Below are 16,996 nucleotides of genomic sequence, written 5' to 3'. Positions count from 1 at the left end.
AGTTTGAAGGCCTGCGATTAAGCGACAGTGTATATCGAATCAATGACTCTAATTCATCACAAATTGGGCGCGAATGTAAGCGTCACCTCAATACATCACCACGAGCGGTGTAATGCTTCCTATCAGCAATAAAGGTTGTTAAACATGCGGCACTTCATATAGTGCAATCTTGCGCATAATTTTTGATTGACCGAGAAATCTAAATTTTATAAATACCTGTTACTGGGTACTAAGATTCTGGAGGAGGTTCATTTGCTCGATTTGTTAAAGAAAGTGGTGCTTATCAATTTGATGGCTGCAATGGTCGTTTATGTGCTGTCGCAGTTTTTTCCTTTCTTTGCTTCTACTCAACTCGTCGACTTCTTATTTTTTGTCGTTATAGTCATTTGGATTTTGGCAAAACTTCTGTGGGAAGGAGGGGTTCATAGCAAAACAACGCGCTTAGATGATCCTATTACAGACAAAGTCTACAAAATGGTCGACGGGCACGATTTTGCTAAAGACCAACAAGAACACTACCGAATGAATTATCATACGGGCTTAGTGTTGTTTATTGCTGGCTTACCGGCGTTTATTGCGTGTTTTGTTCAGCAATTCTTTTAAGTACAGGTAAGAGGCAGTAATGCAAGAATATTTAGAACTGGACGTGATGACATTGGAGTCAATTTCAAAAGAAGCGGGCTTTCCAATAGATAGAGATGTGTATTTAGCATCGCGCACCCAATCGATGGAACAAGGACTGCTTGTCGAATATCGGCGACATAATAAGCTAATTGGCTACACCACGTTAAGTGATTTAGGCGATGGCAAGTGGTTTGTCCCTATGTTTGTGGTGCACCCAGACCACAGAAGTAAAGCCGCTTTTCTTGCTCTATTTCGTGGCATTGTAAACATACTGAAAGATCGTGATTCAAGGGTATTAGTAAGCAATGTTTTACGCTTAAATGAACTGTCGGTGCAGTTTCATAAGCGATTAGGGTTTGAAATAACACGTGAGAATCACTTAGGTTATGAGTTTACTCTAGCGTTGACTCCTGAAGTCAAAAGAAAATGGTCTAATTTCGTCGCTGTTACCTAGGGGCCATAAATAATTGTGGATCGAGTTTGACCTCAAGTATGTGGTGGTTAATATCACCTTTCTATGAATCGCTTCACTATTAACGCTTCTCATCTTTCGAGAGTAATCAACAAGGGCATGTATTATGTACAAAGTAGGAATCGTATTATTTGATGACTTCACAGATGTAGACTTCTTCTTGATGTATGACTTATTAGGAAGAACGACGGACTCTTGGGAGGTTAAGGTTCTTGGAACTAAGCCTGAGCATCGCTCACATTTGGGTATGACGGTGAAAACCGATGGCCATTTGAGTGAAGTAGCGCAGCAAGATGTAGTGCTGATAACAAGTGGTTATCGCGGTATTCCCGCTGCATTGAAAGAGCCAGAGTTCATGAACTCATTACAGCTGGATCCGAGCGAGCAGTTAATCGGGTCTATTTGCGCGGGATCTTTTGTGTTGCACGAACTCGGTTTACTTAAAGGTAAGAGGCTAACAACAAACCCGCATGCAAAACCAACATTAGAAGCAATGGGTGGCAACGTTCAAGATCTGCCTTTAGTCATCGAAGGCAACATTGCTACAGCTGGTGGGTGTCTTTCTCTGGTCTACTTAATCGGCTGGGTGGCAGAGCGGTTATTTGATTCAAACAAACGTAGGGCGATACAAAATCAACTCATCCCCGCAGGGCAGTTAGATCTCTTCGAAGACCTTATCTCTGGAACCATCCAGTCCGCAGAGGCTGACAACTTACACAATAAATCACTAGAAGCTGAGCTGAAAGACGCAGTGGTTTGAATCATCGTCATGGTATTTTTACAAAAAAAGCGTTTAACGAGAAAACGAAAAACAAGTTTATGCAATTTCGAATTATTTTAATGCTGTGCCTAGCTCTAATGGGCTGCGCGTCCAATGAAGCTATACAACCTGACCCAACAAGTATCACGTTGTTTTATGGCGAGACATCCATCTCCGCAGGCGTATTAGAAGATAACACATTTAATTCAGTACTCGCCGATAGGGCTGAAAGTGTGACTTTTTCGGGCTTAGTACGAAAGCAAGACTCTGGCTACTTGGTCGATATGCTTGTGATTCGAGAAACGAAAGAGCCACGCTCGACTCGACAATTAAACACGTCAATTCATATGAAAACTGGAGAGTTAGTGGATGTGGGGGGCGTGAACAACGATGTTTGGAGGGTGATCTTGGAGTAACTCGTTTAACGATGTGAATTAATATGATTTTTCGCTTTACCTCAACCTAACTTCAAGCCTTAAGCTTCTCTTACTTATTCAGAAGGAGCTTATTATGCAAAGTAATTACGTCAAGGAACTCTCCGTTAAAACTTACCAAGAAGCGATTGAGAGAGAGGTCGTTAAATCAAAAGTTCGACCATTTCATGCACCGAGTTTTTTCAGTGGTGCTTTGTTATCTATGGCGGTAATGGGATTGCTTTTGGTCACGCCAATACTCTGAGCGATGGTTAGCTCCCATCAACCTAGATAGAAACACAGAGAGTTCGAAATCTGAAAAACAGTACTTTAAGGGAGCCTTGTAGAGTTATTTATGGATATATCTATACACTTACTTCAACCAAGTGATGTTGGTCCTCTTTTCGAGTTTGAAGTCGAAAATAGAGAGTGGTTTAATCAATTTGTTCCTGCTAGGGATGACAGTTTCTATTCTGATTCAGGGGTTGCCGACCAAGTTACGCTCTTCCTTAAGGAATACCAAAATGGTGAGTTGATCCCAATGCTAATTAAGGACGCCAACGGCGTTATCTGTGGAAGAATCAACGTTCGCGATATCAGCAAAAATGGTGAAAGCGGGGAGCTCGGCTATCGGGTTGGTCGAGCTTTTGGTTCTAAAGGTGTCGCCTCTAATGCGGTCAGAAAGCTGCTAACCTACTTGTCTAAGCACTCATCCCTAAAATATATTGATGCTTATGCATTAGTAGGTAATGTCGGTTCAAATAAAGTACTAACAAATACGGGTTTCGAGCTCGTTGAGCGTGTCCAAAATTACGCAGTATTCAAAGGACAACAACAGAATGCCAACTATTACCGCAAGGCAATATCCGTGTAAGTGGGTATTTGATATCTATTATTTTTCCTATAATCAATGAGATAATAGGCTCGGAAAGATGAGCTCACACCATTGTGGTGCGAAACAATACAGAGATCAGTTTATGAACATTGTGACAGTCTATAGTGGTAATCAGCAGGTATACGCGAATTTATATCAGGGCTATGCGGCTGAGTTTTCAAAGATTATCGGAGACAAACCAGACGAGTATGGCTTGTTTGAGATTTACCCGACGCTTGGTGATGCCGTAACGGGGTACTTACTCTACATTGATGGAGTTCCTGCTGCATTAACCGCCATTGAAACCAAAGCGCCAAACGAGTTTGAGATTTGTGATTTCTATGTGGTGCCTTATTTTCGAAAAAATAAAGTCGGGAAGCAGTTTATCTCTGAGCTGTTTGAACACCTAAAAGGCAGTTGGGAGATTAAGCAAGTATTGGGCGCAGATCATGCTGTTAAGTTCTGGAGAGAAGTCGTTAATGACTACACCTCAGGTAACTATGTGGAAGACCAATACCAAGACGAAAAATGGGGTTTGGTAACAAGACAATGCTTCAATCATGATGGTATTGCCAAGTAAAACCTTATATGTCAGAAGCTGGCGGGGTCCTTCTAGCCAGCTTCGGGCCTGTTTATTTCAAGATATAAGGTGTCTTTTAGATCTAGGGTAACCTTATTGCTTTATCGTTACTTTTGAGGTTTATTGCGTTCGATTACACTGATCGCGATTGCTAAAAATAGAATATCTTTCACTAAGAAGAAGTTAGTGACCAAAATACCATCCGATACTTTCCAAGCGTTTGGCGTGGTAATTAGAAAGCTCAGTGTCACAACAAAGATAGCCGTCGCAGCAATGCCAGAATAAAATGCGACTTGCGGTTTCTTAAATCCAATCATCAGTCCGATCGCGACAATTATTTCGGCACCACCAACCATATTAGACACGGCTTGGACTGAGAATAAATTGTAAAGCCAGTTCATTGCTGGGTGGTTTGCAATTAAAGGCTCAATCAACATCGCCTCGGTAGGCGTAAACTTGTAAATTCCAATCCAAGCTAACACCAACGCGACACCTATCACGCCTAGGTTGTATCCAAAATTGCTTTGCTTCAATTCGTAGGTTTGAACATGCATAAAAGTACTCCATTAATAAGTCCTAAAACATGACCGCACGAGTGAAAATTTAATTTCGCGGTATCAATAAAAATCGGATTATTTCACTAAATCTCCCATGGTGTACCCATCAGCTGTTTAGCCATCGAGCCACTTGAGAAACAATGTGTTGGATTGTTTTTTGATAGCTTTATTGGGGAATTTCTAGCTTATTTTTGTTTTCAATATTAGGGATTTGGATTAGATTACCCTGATGTAGATCCTAACAATAAGAAGAGAATAGCAAGTGAAGATTCATAGAATTAACCCGACCAAACGTTGGTCTGATGTGACAGTTTTTAATGGTATTGCAAGCTTTGTTGAAGTTGCTGAGTCGGACACATCTGCGGGCATTAAGAGTCAGGTTCAACAAATCTTTGAGCAAGCTGAAGAGATGATGAGCCTGGTAGATAGCGATAAATCTCGCGTATTGTCGGTCACTATTTACCTAACGGATTTCGCTAACTTTGATGCACTTAATGAAGTGTGGGAAGCATGGTTCCCTGAAGGCTGTGCGCCTAGCCGTGCTTGTGTGAAAGCGGAACTGGCAAACCCTGAACTGTTGGTTGAAATGTCATTCATGGTTGCCGCTGGTGAAAAGTTTCAATAAGCCGAACTATCGGTAGAAATAAGCTTCGCCGATACAAGTACCGAGCAGATAAAACAAAGCCACTCAGGTGATTCACTTGAGTGGCTTTTTTGTTCGAAACACTAAACCGAGGTTAGTTGGCTTTGGTATTAAGCGATGCCTTGCTCTTTTGCCATCTGTGTCGCGATCTTAGGAGCATGCCATAAACATGGTAGTAAGATGAATGACACAGGAACGGCAGTAATCACTATGAACGACTGCAACGCAGAAATACCGCCAGAGCCCATTGAGATAAGCGCAATGGCTACAGCACCCATGATGATACCCCAGAAGGTGCGTACCGCTGCGTTTGGCTCTGTGGTGCCTGTCATAACTACACTGATGGTGTAGGTCATTGAGTCACCCGTTGTTACGATGAACGTGGTGGTCAGGATAAGGAACAGAATTGCAATCAGAGTTGGGAACGGCAGTTGCGCAGTAATAGCAAGTAATACCGCAGGAAGGTTGAAGCCTTCGAACGCACTAGAAATTACGCCAGGGTTTTCTAATTCAAACGCTAAACCACTACCACCAACGATGCTGAACCAGAAACAGGTTACTAGCGGAGCAACGATGCTGATAGACACGATCATTTGGCGAATTGTTCGGCCACGTGAGATGCGAGCAATAAAGATTGCCATCATTGGGCCATAACCTAAGAACCAACCCCAGAAGAATACCGTCCAACCACCTAGCCACGCTGTATCTTGTCGGTAAAGCGCCATTGGGATGAAGTTATCGATCATTTCACCCATGCCTTGCAAGTAGCCATCAACGATGAAGCTTGTTGGACCCACAAGAAGGATGTAGCCGATCAGGCATACAGACAAGATGATGTTGTAACGGCTAACCAGTTGAATGCCTTTGTTCACGCCGCTCAATGCCGATAGGGTGTACATGGCGATGGCGAATAGAATAACGATGCTCTGCGTAGCAAAGCTGTCTGAGATGCCAAACAGTTCACTTAGCGCATAACTGATTTGAAGACCTAAGAAACCAATTGGGCCGATAGTGCCTGCTGCAACAGCAACAATACTACATGCGTCGACTACGTTACCAATCCAGCTATTGATCGCTTTGTCGCCCAGTAGCGGGTAAAGCAGAGTACGAGGTTTAAGAGGGAGCCCTTTGTCGTAGTGTAGGTGCATCAGTACGATAGAGGATAAGCCACCTAAGATTGCCCAAGCAAGAAAGCCCCAGTGCATGAAAGACTGAGATAGGGCGTTGAATGCCATTGCTTGAGGATCAGCGTTGCCGTATAGAGGTGGAGCAGAAACGAAGTGAGCAATAGGTTCTGCTGCTGCCCAAAATACACCACCGCCTGCGAGCAGCGTACATAGGACAATCGACATCCATTTGAAGGTAGTCATTTCTGGAAGGGCAAGTTTACCCAAACGAACGTGACCTGTGCGTCCTAGTGCAAGCACTAAGCCGATGATGAAGTTGAGTAGTAAGAGAACCTGCCAAAAAGCACCGAACCACTTAGTTGAGTAACTAAAGCCGATGTTTACAAGTTCTGACAACACCGAGGTGTTGGTGAAGGCAAGAATGACAAAGAGAGTTAAAAAGCTCCCACTTAGCCAAAATACTGGATTTCCAAGCTCCAGTTTTTCACCCAAAGATTGGGCTTTAGTGAAGTTAATAGAAGTAGATTCTGCGTTGATGTTTTCGTTGGCGACTTGCGTCAAGTTGGACATTATTTCTTCGCTATATTTGGCTCTTTCGAGCCTATGTATTTCTCCCACACTTGCATTGGAAATGTGAGGTTCGTCAAAAAAAGCCGCGATACTATCACAATTGTTAAGAAAAAGTGGGCAAATTTAGAAAAGAAATCAGTTCTACGGCGAAATCACTCCCTTTTGGTTAGTTTTAAAACGAAATTTTAGAACGAATAAATAAAGTAGATATGAATAGAGTTTTGTAATTAAGGATGCGAATTAGGCGATATTTTTTAGCGTACCGAAATAAATTTAATATTAGTTGTTCGTGCAAAATAAGTGTCGACTCATTGCATGCTATAAACAAATTATTGCGAGTCATTTTATAAATATTGAATATTTTAGGTGTTAAATTGGCACTGTTACCTACAGTTGTTTTGCGAAGAAATTTAAGTGATGAGATATATGACACTTAAATTAAGCATCTTGAAACAATAACTTAAGGGACAGCTAACATGCACCTAAACCAAGGAAGAGTGGCCAAGAAGGTTTTTACACTCAGTACTCTCACCGCGTCATGCTTAATGGCGTTCAACAGCTACGCGGCTGTTGATTGTTCAACGTTAGAAGCGTGGGATTCCGCCACGGTGTACACCGGTGGTGATCAGGTTTCACATGACGGCAGCGCGTACTCAGCGAATTACTGGAATCAAAATAACAACCCAAGCCAATTCGAGGGTGACTATGCACAATGGAAAAAGATTGATGTGTGTAGTGGTGGTGGAGGCGGTGGCACGCCAAATGAAGCCCCAACCGCTTCGTTAACAGCACCTACCGCGTCAGATGTAATCGTTGAGGGCGATAATGTCGTCTTAAGTGCAACAGCACTCGATACTGATGGCAGTGTTGCTTCAGTAGAGTTCTTTGTCGATGGAACTTCAGTTGCTGTAGCTACTGCGGCACCATTTGAAGCGGCTTGGGCTGCAACGTCGGGTAACCATCAGGTTTCTGTTGTTGCAACAGATAATGAAGGCGCGGCAAGTGTCGCAAGTGCAGTATCCATTTCTGTTGATTCACTACAACCAGGTAATGAAGCGCCAACAGTATCAGTTTCACTTTCAGCGGCTTCTGTTGATGTCGGTAGCGTGGTAACACTCACTGCAACGGCTGCAGACAGTGATGGTACGGTTGATAAGGTCGATTTTTATGTAGCAGGTTCTCTAGTCGGAACAGCGGCTACAAGCCCGTACACGCTTGACTACACAACCACTCAAGCAGGTACCTTGTCTGTTTACGCCAAAGCGACCGACGATCAAGGTGCAACAACGGATTCAGCGTTAGCTTCTTTAACGGTGAATGGCGCTCCAACGGTGAGTACATGTCGTCCTGATGGCTTGTATCAAACGCAAGGTGTCGATGTTCCTTACTGTACGATTTATGATGATGAAGGCCGTGAGAAAATGGGCGCGGATCACCCTCGCCGTGTGATTGGCTACTTCACCAGCTGGCGTGCAGGAGACGACCCTCAAGCGGCTTACCTGGTTAATGATATTCCTTGGGAACAACTCACACATATTAACTACGCGTTTGTAAGCATCGGTTCAGATGGCAAAGTGAACGTTGGTGACGTAAATGATCCAAATAATGCTGCTGTAGGTAAAGAGTGGCCGGGTGTAGAAGTCGACCCTGCATTAGGATTCAAAGGTCACTTTGGTGCGCTGGCAACCGCGAAGAAAAAACATGGTGTTAAAACGCTAATCTCAATTGGTGGTTGGGCTGAAACGGGCGGTCACTTCGCGACTGACGGAAGCCGAGTTGCTGATGGTGGCTTCTATACTATGACGACCAATGCTGATGGATCTATCAACCACCAAGGCATTGAAACATTCGCGACTTCAGCGGTTGAAATGCTACGTAAATATCAATTCGATGGCCTAGATATTGATTATGAGTACCCAACGTCAATGGCCGGTGCGGGTAACCCATACGACAAAGACTTCATGGAACCGCGTCGTGAGTACCTATGGGCTTCCTACCAAGTGCTGATGAAAGTATTGCGTGAGAAGCTTGATGTGGCGTCTGCCGAAGATGGCAATCACTACATGTTAACTATCGCGGCACCTTCTTCTGGTTACCTGTTGCGCGGTATGGAAACATTCGATGTCACTCAATATCTTGATTACGTGAACATCATGTCTTACGACCTTCACGGCGCTTGGAACGACCACGTTGGGCATAATGCAGCCTTGTTTGATACAGGTAAAGATTCAGAACTAGCGCAGTGGAATGTATACGATACTGCGGCTTATGGTGGTATCGGCTACCTGAACACGGATTGGGCTTACCATTACTTCCGTGGTTCAATGCCAGCAGGTCGTATTAACATCGGTGTTCCATATTACACGCGTGGTTGGCAGGGCGTAACAGGTGGTGAAAATGGTCTTTGGGGCCGAGCTGCACTGCCTAATCAATCTGAATGTGCCGCTGGTACTGGTGAAGGTGAGAAGAACAACTGTGGTCACGGTGCGATTGGTATCGATAACATGTGGCATGATACCGACCCTAAAGGAAACGAAATGGGCGCAGGTTCGAACCCAATGTGGCATGCGAAGAACCTAGAGAAAGGTATTTGGGGCTCTTATGCGGACGCCTACAAGCTAGATCCTGTAAACGATCCAACGGATGTTCTAAGAGGCACTTACACGCGTAACTACGACAGCGTGGCGGTTGCACCTTGGCTATGGAATGCTGAAAAAGGCGTGTTCCTTTCTACGGAAGATAAAGAGTCTATCAACGTGAAAGCGGACTACGTTATCGACAAAGAAATCGGCGGCATCATGTTCTGGGAACTGGCTGGCGACTACAACTGTTATGTACTTGATGCAAGTGGCAACCGAACAACGGTTGATACCACAGAGCAAGCGTGTAACAGCGGTAACGGTGAGTTCCACATGGGTAACACAATGACTAAAGCTATCTACGATAAGTTTAAGTCGGCAACGCCATATGGAAACAAAGTCGCGACTGGTGCAATTCCTACCGAAGCACTAGACATCGCAGTATCGGTTGGTGGCTTCAAAGTCGGTGACCAAAACTACCCAATTAATCCTAAGATCACGTTTACCAACAATACGGGGCAAGCACTGCCTGGCGGAACTGAGTTCCAGTTCGACATTCCAGTATCTGCACCAGACAATGCGAAAGATCAATCTGGTGGTGGTTTGACTGTGATTGCTTCGGGTCATACTCGTGCGGATAACATCGGCGGATTAGACGGTACTATGCACCGTGTGGCCTTCACATTACCTGCATGGAAAGAACTGCCTGCTGGTGGTGTATATGAGCTGGATATGGTGTATTACTTGCCAATTTCAGGCCCTGCAAACTATGCCGTTAACGTAGGTGGTGTCGATTATGCCTTCAGCTTTGAGCAACCAGATTTACCTTTAGGTGATATCAGTTCTGGTGGCGGCAACCCTGGCGACGGTGGTACAAACCCTGGTACTTGTGATACTGCAGGCTTAACTGTGTACCCAGATCTACCTCAGAAAGACTGGGCAGGTAACCCAAGCCATGCAAACACGGGTGACCAAGTGGTTCACAACGGTAGCATTTACCAAGCTAACTGGTGGACAAGTTCTGAACCAGGTAGTGATGGTAGCTGGACCAAAGTGTGTTCGTAACCTCGTATTAGTTAATAGCTGATATCAATAATAGGAGTCATTAAAAGTACATTTTCACAATGATGATGAATGGTAGATGCAAATAACTTTGATTATATTTATCAGTCGTTTAGTGTGACTTTAGATGACAATGCAAACGCCGAACTGAAAACAGTTCGGCGTTTTTGTTATAAGTCACAGATTGCACATTGAAAGGCTCTAAAATATAGACATTCGTTCAGTAAAAACATCAATCATGATATAAAACAGTCTGCTTATTAGAAAAATATGAGTGTTACCTAAAATTAGAGATGATGGGGTAATCTTGAAAGTCAGACGTAAATACATTCTTAGCTTCTCAATTGTGCTAGCCGTTGTTTCTCTGCTCCTTTCTGCAGTTCAATTTAATCGAACCCAAGAATCACTATTGGATTCCAATCAGTTCTTCTTTCGTACTATTGTGAATGCGAGCTATGACATCGTCGACACCACAGTAAACGAAGCGATAAAAACCTATTTAAAAGGTATTACGGACACTGTTGCGTCTCACGTGTGGCATGCGGCCGAAGATCAAGAAATTGAACAGATAAGCCAGATAGCCAGTGAGTTGCACATTGGCCAGTCAGGCTATATCTATTTGACGTCTCCACAAGGTGTTCATCTTTATCACCCTTTTTTGCAAGGAAAAAGGCGAGGACATCTTACCCATATACAAAAACAACTCAGTATTGAGTCTGGTATGATCGAATACTTCCACGCCAACCCTCACGAGATAAGTCGACGAGCCAAAGTTGCTTATTCAATAAGACTACCAAGTGGCAATACTTTGGTGGCGACGACCTACAAAGAAGAGTTGATGTATTTGGTTGATCTAGATGCATTAAAAGACAAACTAAGAAAGTACTCTTATGGCGATAGCGGTTATGTATACATCGTCGATTTACAAGGTGAACTAGTTCTGCAACCTAGCGTTGAACATGAGCATTTAAAGGCCTTAATTGACGACTCTTCAGAGTTACTTATCAATAAAGTGGGCACTGAACCCGAAGGGCATTTTAGCTACTCGATTTCTGATTCGAATGGAACAACGAGCAAAAACGTATTTTATAAGTTCTACCCATATTTGAATTGGGTGATTTCAGCTGGGGTTTTAGAACAAGAGCTGAACAAGAACCATAGTTTGTTGCTGTTGAGCTTGGTGACGCTGGTTGTTAGTTTGCTCAGCATTATTGTTGTTTTGGTACTTTACTTACGCCATCGCCACTTAAAGGTACTGGATGTTGCGAGCCTCGATTATCTCACTGGTCTTTATAGCCGCCGAAGTTTCATTGAGCAGGTAAAGCTTAAAATATCTGATAACTCGCCATACCCCTTACAAGGTGTTGGTGTCATTTTGTTGGATATAGACCATTTCAAGCGAGTGAATGACCAATACGGGCATGCAGAGGGCGATAGGGTAATCTGTGCAGTAGCAGATACGTTGAAGCATTTGTCTAGCAAAGACAGATTGATTGCGCGTTATGGTGGGGAAGAGTTTATTTTGGTGACCTTTGATTGCGATGAGCGACAGTTGTTCGAACTGTCAGAAACTTTGAGGAAGAGGATTGAGCAAGTTCAGGGAGTCGTTTCACCTGTGACGGTTAGCGCTGGTTGTTGTTATGCTCAAGTGTTATTCCAGATAGAAGGGACAATCGAAAAAGCCGATCAAGCGTTATACAAAGCCAAAGCGAGTGGGCGTAACAATACCCAAATCTATAAAGAGAACGAATATCGAATTGCTTACCTGTGAGATCACTCGTCATATTGAGTCTAAAAACATCTATTTAGAACAACACGAATAAAAAAGCCCAAATAGATCGCTCTATTTGGGCTTTTTCAGAATAGTTTGAAATCGCTAGTCGCTAAATTAAGCTTTTGCTTCTTTCATCGCTTCCGTTTTTTTTTCCTTTTGCATTTTTGCAAGGAAGTAGATGTTTACGCATGCGATGAAGCCGTTGGTTGCAACCACTGGCCAAGCGTCAATCATAACGCCGTATGCTGTGAAGAGTGCACAGCCAATAAAGTTAAGGACACGCAGGCGAACGATATCTTTCATTGTTAATGAAATTGCGACCATAATAGACGCAGCGTAACCTAAAATCTCAACCATATTGAATTCCATTGTTTGACCCTCTTAAATTTGCCGATACTTTGTCGGTACCAATTCTTCTCTTCATGAGATGATTGAGGAAGCTCCGTGCCTCGAATGGTCTGGTTATGTTTTACGGGGTAGACTATACCAACTCCGTTTTTGTGATTAAACCCCCAAAATAGGTAGAAGTGAAGGTTAGCGATTACGCAAACGTTTAATGCACTTTCTACTAACATAATTACCATTTATGTTGGTGGTTAAATTGATAGTTATTGGTATATAGGTAAAGGCTCTAACCATGATAAAACGATCCATTTGTGCAACAAAAAGCATAAAGACCGCTGTGCTTGTGACCTTGATGAGCATTGTGCTGACAGCTTGTACTACCCAAGAACAGCCGCCCGTCCATGATTATGGTGTCGTGATCAGCGGCGACTTTGAGTTCATGAAAAATGGCGTATCAACTTATTCATGGCACCCACAATCGGAACAGGTATTCCTCTCTAAGAAGTACAATGAAACTGTGGTTACCGATATGGTGCGTGACGCAATTGAAGCGCAGCTAACGGAAAAAGGGTATCGCTTGGAGTCGGGCGGTGGCATCGGTGATGTGGTAGTTGGATTTGGACTGGCAGAAGAGTCAGAGCTGAATGACAATTCAATTTTCGAGGCGGTACAGCTTTCTACGGGCGTTCCTTTCTATGATGGCAAAGGAAAACTCACAGAAAAAGGTTCATTATACATTGTATTTTCGCTACCAAATTCTCAGATGATCCAATGGCAAGCGTTAGCTCAATCGGGGATTAAGCCTGACCTAGAAGCAAGCGAGAGCAAACAGCGCATTTCTGGCTTTGTTGAGATGCTATTTAGACGGATGCCAAAGATAAATTAAGAATGTTTGAACAAGAGAGTATTTTCCTGGTCAATATTAACAGTTGAAAAAATAGACAAATCGCAGAATATACTTTTTTATTTGTAACTAAAGGTACATTTGCGTAAAGCTACGTAAAGTTCGCGCTTCTTTTGCTGGCATTTGTCTATACTGGTCAAAACGTTAACTTAGGTTTAATTCAATGAAACTGTTCTCAAAATACTCTCTTCCTCTATTAAGTATATTCATTGTAAGTAACGCAGCGATGGTTAGCACAGCAGCTATCGCCGCACCTTCTATCGTACCGGCTCCGCCTAGTTTAGGCGCCAAAGGCTATGTGTTAATCGACTTTAATTCTGGTGATGTGCTCGTCGAAAAAAATGCACATACCAAGCTAAACCCTGCAAGTTTAACCAAACTGATGACCAGCTATGTGGCGGGTCAAGAGATGAAGCGAGGTAACATTTCTGCAGATGACAAAGTAAGAATCAGTGAAAACGCTTGGGCGAAGAATTTCCCAGACTCCTCAAAAATGTTCATAGAAGTAAATACCGATGTGGCGATGATGGATCTATACCGCGGTTTGATTATTCAATCGGGTAATGATGCCAGTGTTGCAATCGCAGAACACGTCGCGGGTTCTCAAGATGCCTTTGTTGATTTGATGAACTCTTGGGCGACTTCTCTGAAATTGGAAAATACCCATTTCGCCAATGCACACGGTTTAGATGCGGAAGACTTGTATTCAACACCTTACGATATCGCGCTACTTGGCCGAGCAATCATTAAAGATCTTCCAGATGTCTATGGCTTATACAGCGAACGTTCTTTCAGTTACAACGGCATCACTCAACACAACCGTAATGGCTTGCTTCGTGATAGAAGCTTGACGGTTGATGGTATGAAAACGGGTTACACCTCTGGTGCAGGCTACAGCTTAGCGAGCTCGGCAACACAAGGTGAAATGAGGCTTATTGCAGTAGTGATGGGCGCATCGAGTGTTAAAAGCCGTGAGTCAGACAGCAAGCAGCTTTTAAGCTACGGTTTCCGATTCTTCGATACGCTTAATGTCCACCAAGGTGGGGACCAAGTGGCTGAAGAGAAAGTATGGTTTGGTGACCAAGACACATTGAAGCTTGGGGTTGCAGAAGACACGTTTATCACGCTACCTAAGTCAGACAGCAAAAAGCTAACCGCTTCTATCGAACTAAACTCGGAACTCAAAGCGCCGATTGCAGAAGGTCAGACTTTAGGTGTCGTTCATTACACGGTTGATGGTGAAGATGTTCAAACTCAGCCTTTGATCGCACTTGAATCGGTTGAGCAGGGTGGCTTGTTCAAACGTTTGATGGACTACATTAAATTGTTCTTCTCAAGTCTGTTCTAAACGAACTGGCACCAGAGAGAAAAGTAAAACGACTGGGCGCTGTGATTTGATCACAGCGCCTTTTGTTGTTTTAGAACGGGACAAAGCGAGGTGAATAACGTTCTTTATTAGCAGTCGCTGATGGTTTCGATTACTATACGCAAAATTTAGCAGTGTAGTTACTTATGACCATAGAGATAAAGAACATCACCGAACCTGAAGTAACTTGCGCCAATTGCCAGGCATGCTGTTGTCGTTTAGAGGTTATGATCATCACAGATACCGGTGTCCCAGAAGAGCATATTGCTTACGATGAGTGGGGCGGTGAAACCATGAAACGTTTAGATGATGGTTGGTGTTCAGCGGTAGATAGGGAAACACTGATGTGCACTATCTATGAAAACCGACCATGGATCTGCCGTGAGTTCGAAATGGGCTCGTTTGAGTGTGTCGACCAGCGTAAAGAGGTGATGGGTTAGGTTGTGTTGGCAGCCGGTTGATCCATATTATTAATATCAATACACGATTTCTTGAAAGTCAGGGCTTTATATCTCGATTTGATATAGAGCCCTGATTCGTTTTACTGATTTAGTTTTGTGTGAGAACGAGTCGATTTAGAACTCAGAAGGCACTTCAAATTCCATCCATTCCCCGGTTGTTGGGTGAATGAGTTTTAGGTAACCCGCATGAAGGTGCAGTCGTTCGCGCTTATAGCCATATAGATCATCACCACGAATAGGTACGCCAAGTCCTTGTGGGTGAGCGCAGTGTACGCGTAGCTGGTGGGTACGGCCTGTTTTAGGATACAAGTGCACCTTGGTTTTGCCGTTATTAGTGCTGACGGCTTGCCAATGCGTTTCTGCGTTACGTCCGTGCTCATGACAAACGAGCTGTCTTGGCCTGTCGGTGATATCGCCACGCAAAGGAAGGCTGATGTCACCAGATTCACCCGTTATTTCGCCATCAAGTAGTGCGGTGTAACGCTTTTCGACCGTTCTATCGATGAACTGCTTTTGGATGTGCTTGTTGGACTCGGCTGTTAGCGCCAAGACCAACAAGCCAGATGTCGACATATCCAATCTATGGATAATCAAAGGTCCTGTAGCACCTGGGTAGCGCGCTTTTATACGCGTATACACTGAGTCTTCGATAAACTTACCAGGAACAGACAAGAACTCTTCAGGCTTGTTCACGACCACGATTTCTTCATCTTCATAAACAATATCAAACGACTTACCCATCGCAGGGTTTACGATAAGCGGATTATCTTCAAGATCAATGCCGTTTAGCTGGTGTTCAAGGATCTCAAAGCTTTTGCTCTGGCAAACTGGGTAGAGGTTCCCGTGTTGTCGAATGATATCTGTTGGTGGTAATCCCCACCAAAACTCAGCTAAAGCCAACGGACTAAAGCCGTATTCAAAGGCAAAATTAAGCAGCTTTGGCAGGCAGCAGTCGCCAGAGCCTTCAAGCGCGTCTTTACCATCCAACAATTCAACTAGGCTCTTTGACTCTGCCGCTTGGTTGATAAAACGATAGTGAGACAAGCGCTGTGTTTCTAACTCTGCAGAAATGGCCTGGTAGTCGTTCTTACGGCTTTTAAGCTCGCTCTCGATAGCGTCTACTTGTGATTGTTTTTCAGCGATCTTCTGTTTCCACTCGATACGAAGTGCTTTTAGGTCGCGCTTCTCTTGGCTGCTTTGATTTCCTAACTGCTTAAGTAGGTTGGCCGCAGATTCTGGGTTTCCTAGAGCTTTCTCTTGAGCTGCTTGCGCTCTAAGCTCATTACGCTGTGCTTTGTTGGTGGCGATGGTGAGCTGAAAGGCTTCTATTGCTTTGCTTGCGTCGTTTTTAAGCCCGCTTAGCATTGAAGTCAGTTCATTTAGGTTATGAGTTTGCTCTAGGTTCGTAATGTCGTTAGCTAATGTCGCTTGTAGGATTAAGCCATGTGTGTTTAGCGCCTTAAACTGCTGCTTATCAAAAGCAGAAGGAACAAAGGCGGTACTCGATATCAGAGGCTCCAAAGACGAATCTAGCTGCAAACCTGAGAACGCAGAAAGGTAGCCCAATTCTTGAGTTTGAGGGTGTTGAACCAGAAGAACGGCATAGAGATTACCTTGTGATGTTTCATTCACACCACAGTCAAGCAGTGACTGTTGAAGCTGCTGCATCGCTATTTCACACAGTGGATGCGGAGTATAGTAATACGGGAATGTAAAACGCTCTGGCAGCGATAAGGTTTGATTCGCTGTTTGGTTTAACGTGTGCAGTGGTGTGTATTGAGCAAGGTTTGCTGACATGAAGATCAAACTCTATGGGTATTCAGTTTAGAGCTCGATATTGTTGTCGAAATGAAGGTAAATGAGAAGCCAAAGCGAAAGATAAATC

General features: G+C 43.7%; 17 protein-coding genes. 13 read left to right on the top strand and 4 right to left on the bottom strand.

The window, feature by feature from the left end:
- The first annotated feature begins 252 nt into the window (after nucleotides 1-252).
- The 7 genes from OH460_RS18490 (at nucleotide 253) to OH460_RS18460 (ending at nucleotide 3,723) form a co-directional block, all read left to right on the top strand.
- On the top strand, nucleotides 253-603 hold the full coding sequence (locus tag OH460_RS18490) for a hypothetical protein (protein ID WP_269999087.1): 351 nt from the start codon (nucleotides 253-255) through the stop codon (nucleotides 601-603).
- 19 nt (nucleotides 604-622) lie between these two features.
- The gene (locus tag OH460_RS18485; RefSeq protein ID WP_269999086.1) at nucleotides 623-1,078 is read left to right on the top strand and encodes a GNAT family N-acetyltransferase; all 456 of its coding nucleotides are present in this window, start codon (nucleotides 623-625) and stop codon (nucleotides 1,076-1,078) included.
- Between the two features lie 124 nt (nucleotides 1,079-1,202).
- Entirely contained in the window at nucleotides 1,203-1,856 is a 654-nt protein-coding gene (locus OH460_RS18480; protein ID WP_116871459.1) for a DJ-1/PfpI family protein, read from the top strand.
- Between the two features lie 59 nt (nucleotides 1,857-1,915).
- Entirely contained in the window at nucleotides 1,916-2,272 is a 357-nt protein-coding gene (locus tag OH460_RS18475) for a hypothetical protein (protein WP_269999085.1), read from the top strand.
- 94 nt (nucleotides 2,273-2,366) lie between these two features.
- Complete coding sequence (locus OH460_RS18470) at nucleotides 2,367-2,534, top strand: hypothetical protein (RefSeq protein WP_171750658.1); 168 nt, start codon at nucleotides 2,367-2,369, stop codon at nucleotides 2,532-2,534.
- Between the two features lie 90 nt (nucleotides 2,535-2,624).
- Nucleotides 2,625-3,143, top strand: coding sequence for a GNAT family N-acetyltransferase (locus tag OH460_RS18465; protein WP_269999084.1), 519 nt, complete (start codon nucleotides 2,625-2,627; stop codon nucleotides 3,141-3,143).
- A gap of 103 nt (nucleotides 3,144-3,246) precedes the next feature.
- Entirely contained in the window at nucleotides 3,247-3,723 is a 477-nt protein-coding gene (locus tag OH460_RS18460) for a GNAT family N-acetyltransferase (RefSeq protein WP_004737327.1), read from the top strand.
- A gap of 107 nt (nucleotides 3,724-3,830) precedes the next feature.
- Here OH460_RS18460 and OH460_RS18455 read toward each other — a convergent pair whose 3' ends face one another.
- Complete coding sequence (locus OH460_RS18455) at nucleotides 3,831-4,277, bottom strand: DUF417 family protein (protein ID WP_269999083.1); 447 nt, start codon at nucleotides 4,275-4,277, stop codon at nucleotides 3,831-3,833.
- Nucleotides 4,278-4,542: 265 nt separating this feature from the next.
- On the opposite strand from OH460_RS18455, the gene OH460_RS18450 reads away from it, so the two are divergent.
- Nucleotides 4,543-4,905 carry a RidA family protein gene (locus OH460_RS18450; RefSeq protein WP_004737330.1) on the top strand — a complete coding sequence of 121 codons (363 nt, stop codon included), beginning with the start codon at nucleotides 4,543-4,545 and terminating at the stop codon, nucleotides 4,903-4,905.
- A 128-nt stretch (nucleotides 4,906-5,033) separates the two neighbouring features.
- On the opposite strand, the gene OH460_RS18445 is transcribed toward OH460_RS18450, so the two are convergent.
- Entirely contained in the window at nucleotides 5,034-6,620 is a 1,587-nt protein-coding gene (locus tag OH460_RS18445; protein ID WP_137408318.1) for a BCCT family transporter, read from the bottom strand.
- 476 nt (nucleotides 6,621-7,096) lie between these two features.
- Between OH460_RS18445 and OH460_RS18440 the strand changes: the two genes are divergently transcribed.
- Together OH460_RS18440 and OH460_RS18435 are read left to right on the top strand one after the other, a co-directional pair.
- Nucleotides 7,097-10,264, top strand: a complete 3,168-nt coding sequence (locus OH460_RS18440) for a chitinase C-terminal domain-containing protein (RefSeq protein ID WP_171730744.1) — start codon at nucleotides 7,097-7,099, stop codon at nucleotides 10,262-10,264.
- Nucleotides 10,265-10,568: 304 nt separating this feature from the next.
- The gene (locus OH460_RS18435; protein WP_239937189.1) at nucleotides 10,569-12,032 is read left to right on the top strand and encodes a sensor domain-containing diguanylate cyclase; all 1,464 of its coding nucleotides are present in this window, start codon (nucleotides 10,569-10,571) and stop codon (nucleotides 12,030-12,032) included.
- Between the two features lie 117 nt (nucleotides 12,033-12,149).
- On the opposite strand, the gene OH460_RS18430 is transcribed toward OH460_RS18435, so the two are convergent.
- Nucleotides 12,150-12,404, bottom strand: coding sequence for a YgjV family protein (locus OH460_RS18430; protein ID WP_029627241.1), 255 nt, complete (start codon nucleotides 12,402-12,404; stop codon nucleotides 12,150-12,152).
- A gap of 268 nt (nucleotides 12,405-12,672) precedes the next feature.
- On the opposite strand from OH460_RS18430, the gene OH460_RS18425 reads away from it, so the two are divergent.
- The 3 genes from OH460_RS18425 (at nucleotide 12,673) to OH460_RS18415 (ending at nucleotide 15,090) form a co-directional block, all read left to right on the top strand.
- Entirely contained in the window at nucleotides 12,673-13,266 is a 594-nt protein-coding gene (locus tag OH460_RS18425; protein ID WP_105058277.1) for a DUF4136 domain-containing protein, read from the top strand.
- Between the two features lie 181 nt (nucleotides 13,267-13,447).
- Nucleotides 13,448-14,632 carry a D-alanyl-D-alanine carboxypeptidase family protein gene (locus OH460_RS18420; protein ID WP_186170624.1) on the top strand — a complete coding sequence of 395 codons (1,185 nt, stop codon included), beginning with the start codon at nucleotides 13,448-13,450 and terminating at the stop codon, nucleotides 14,630-14,632.
- Between the two features lie 164 nt (nucleotides 14,633-14,796).
- On the top strand, nucleotides 14,797-15,090 hold the full coding sequence (locus tag OH460_RS18415) for a YkgJ family cysteine cluster protein (protein ID WP_080566553.1): 294 nt from the start codon (nucleotides 14,797-14,799) through the stop codon (nucleotides 15,088-15,090).
- Nucleotides 15,091-15,225: 135 nt separating this feature from the next.
- Here OH460_RS18415 and OH460_RS18410 read toward each other — a convergent pair whose 3' ends face one another.
- Nucleotides 15,226-16,908 carry an RluA family pseudouridine synthase gene (locus OH460_RS18410; RefSeq protein ID WP_269999082.1) on the bottom strand — a complete coding sequence of 561 codons (1,683 nt, stop codon included), beginning with the start codon at nucleotides 16,906-16,908 and terminating at the stop codon, nucleotides 15,226-15,228.
- Between the last annotated feature and the right edge of the window lie 88 nt (nucleotides 16,909-16,996).

This window comes from Vibrio sp. Makdt, from assembly GCF_027587015.1.
In the GTDB taxonomy this organism is placed as follows: Bacteria; Pseudomonadota; Gammaproteobacteria; order Enterobacterales; family Vibrionaceae; genus Vibrio; species Vibrio chagasii_B.
This window is presented reverse-complemented; position numbering and strand designations above follow the sequence as displayed.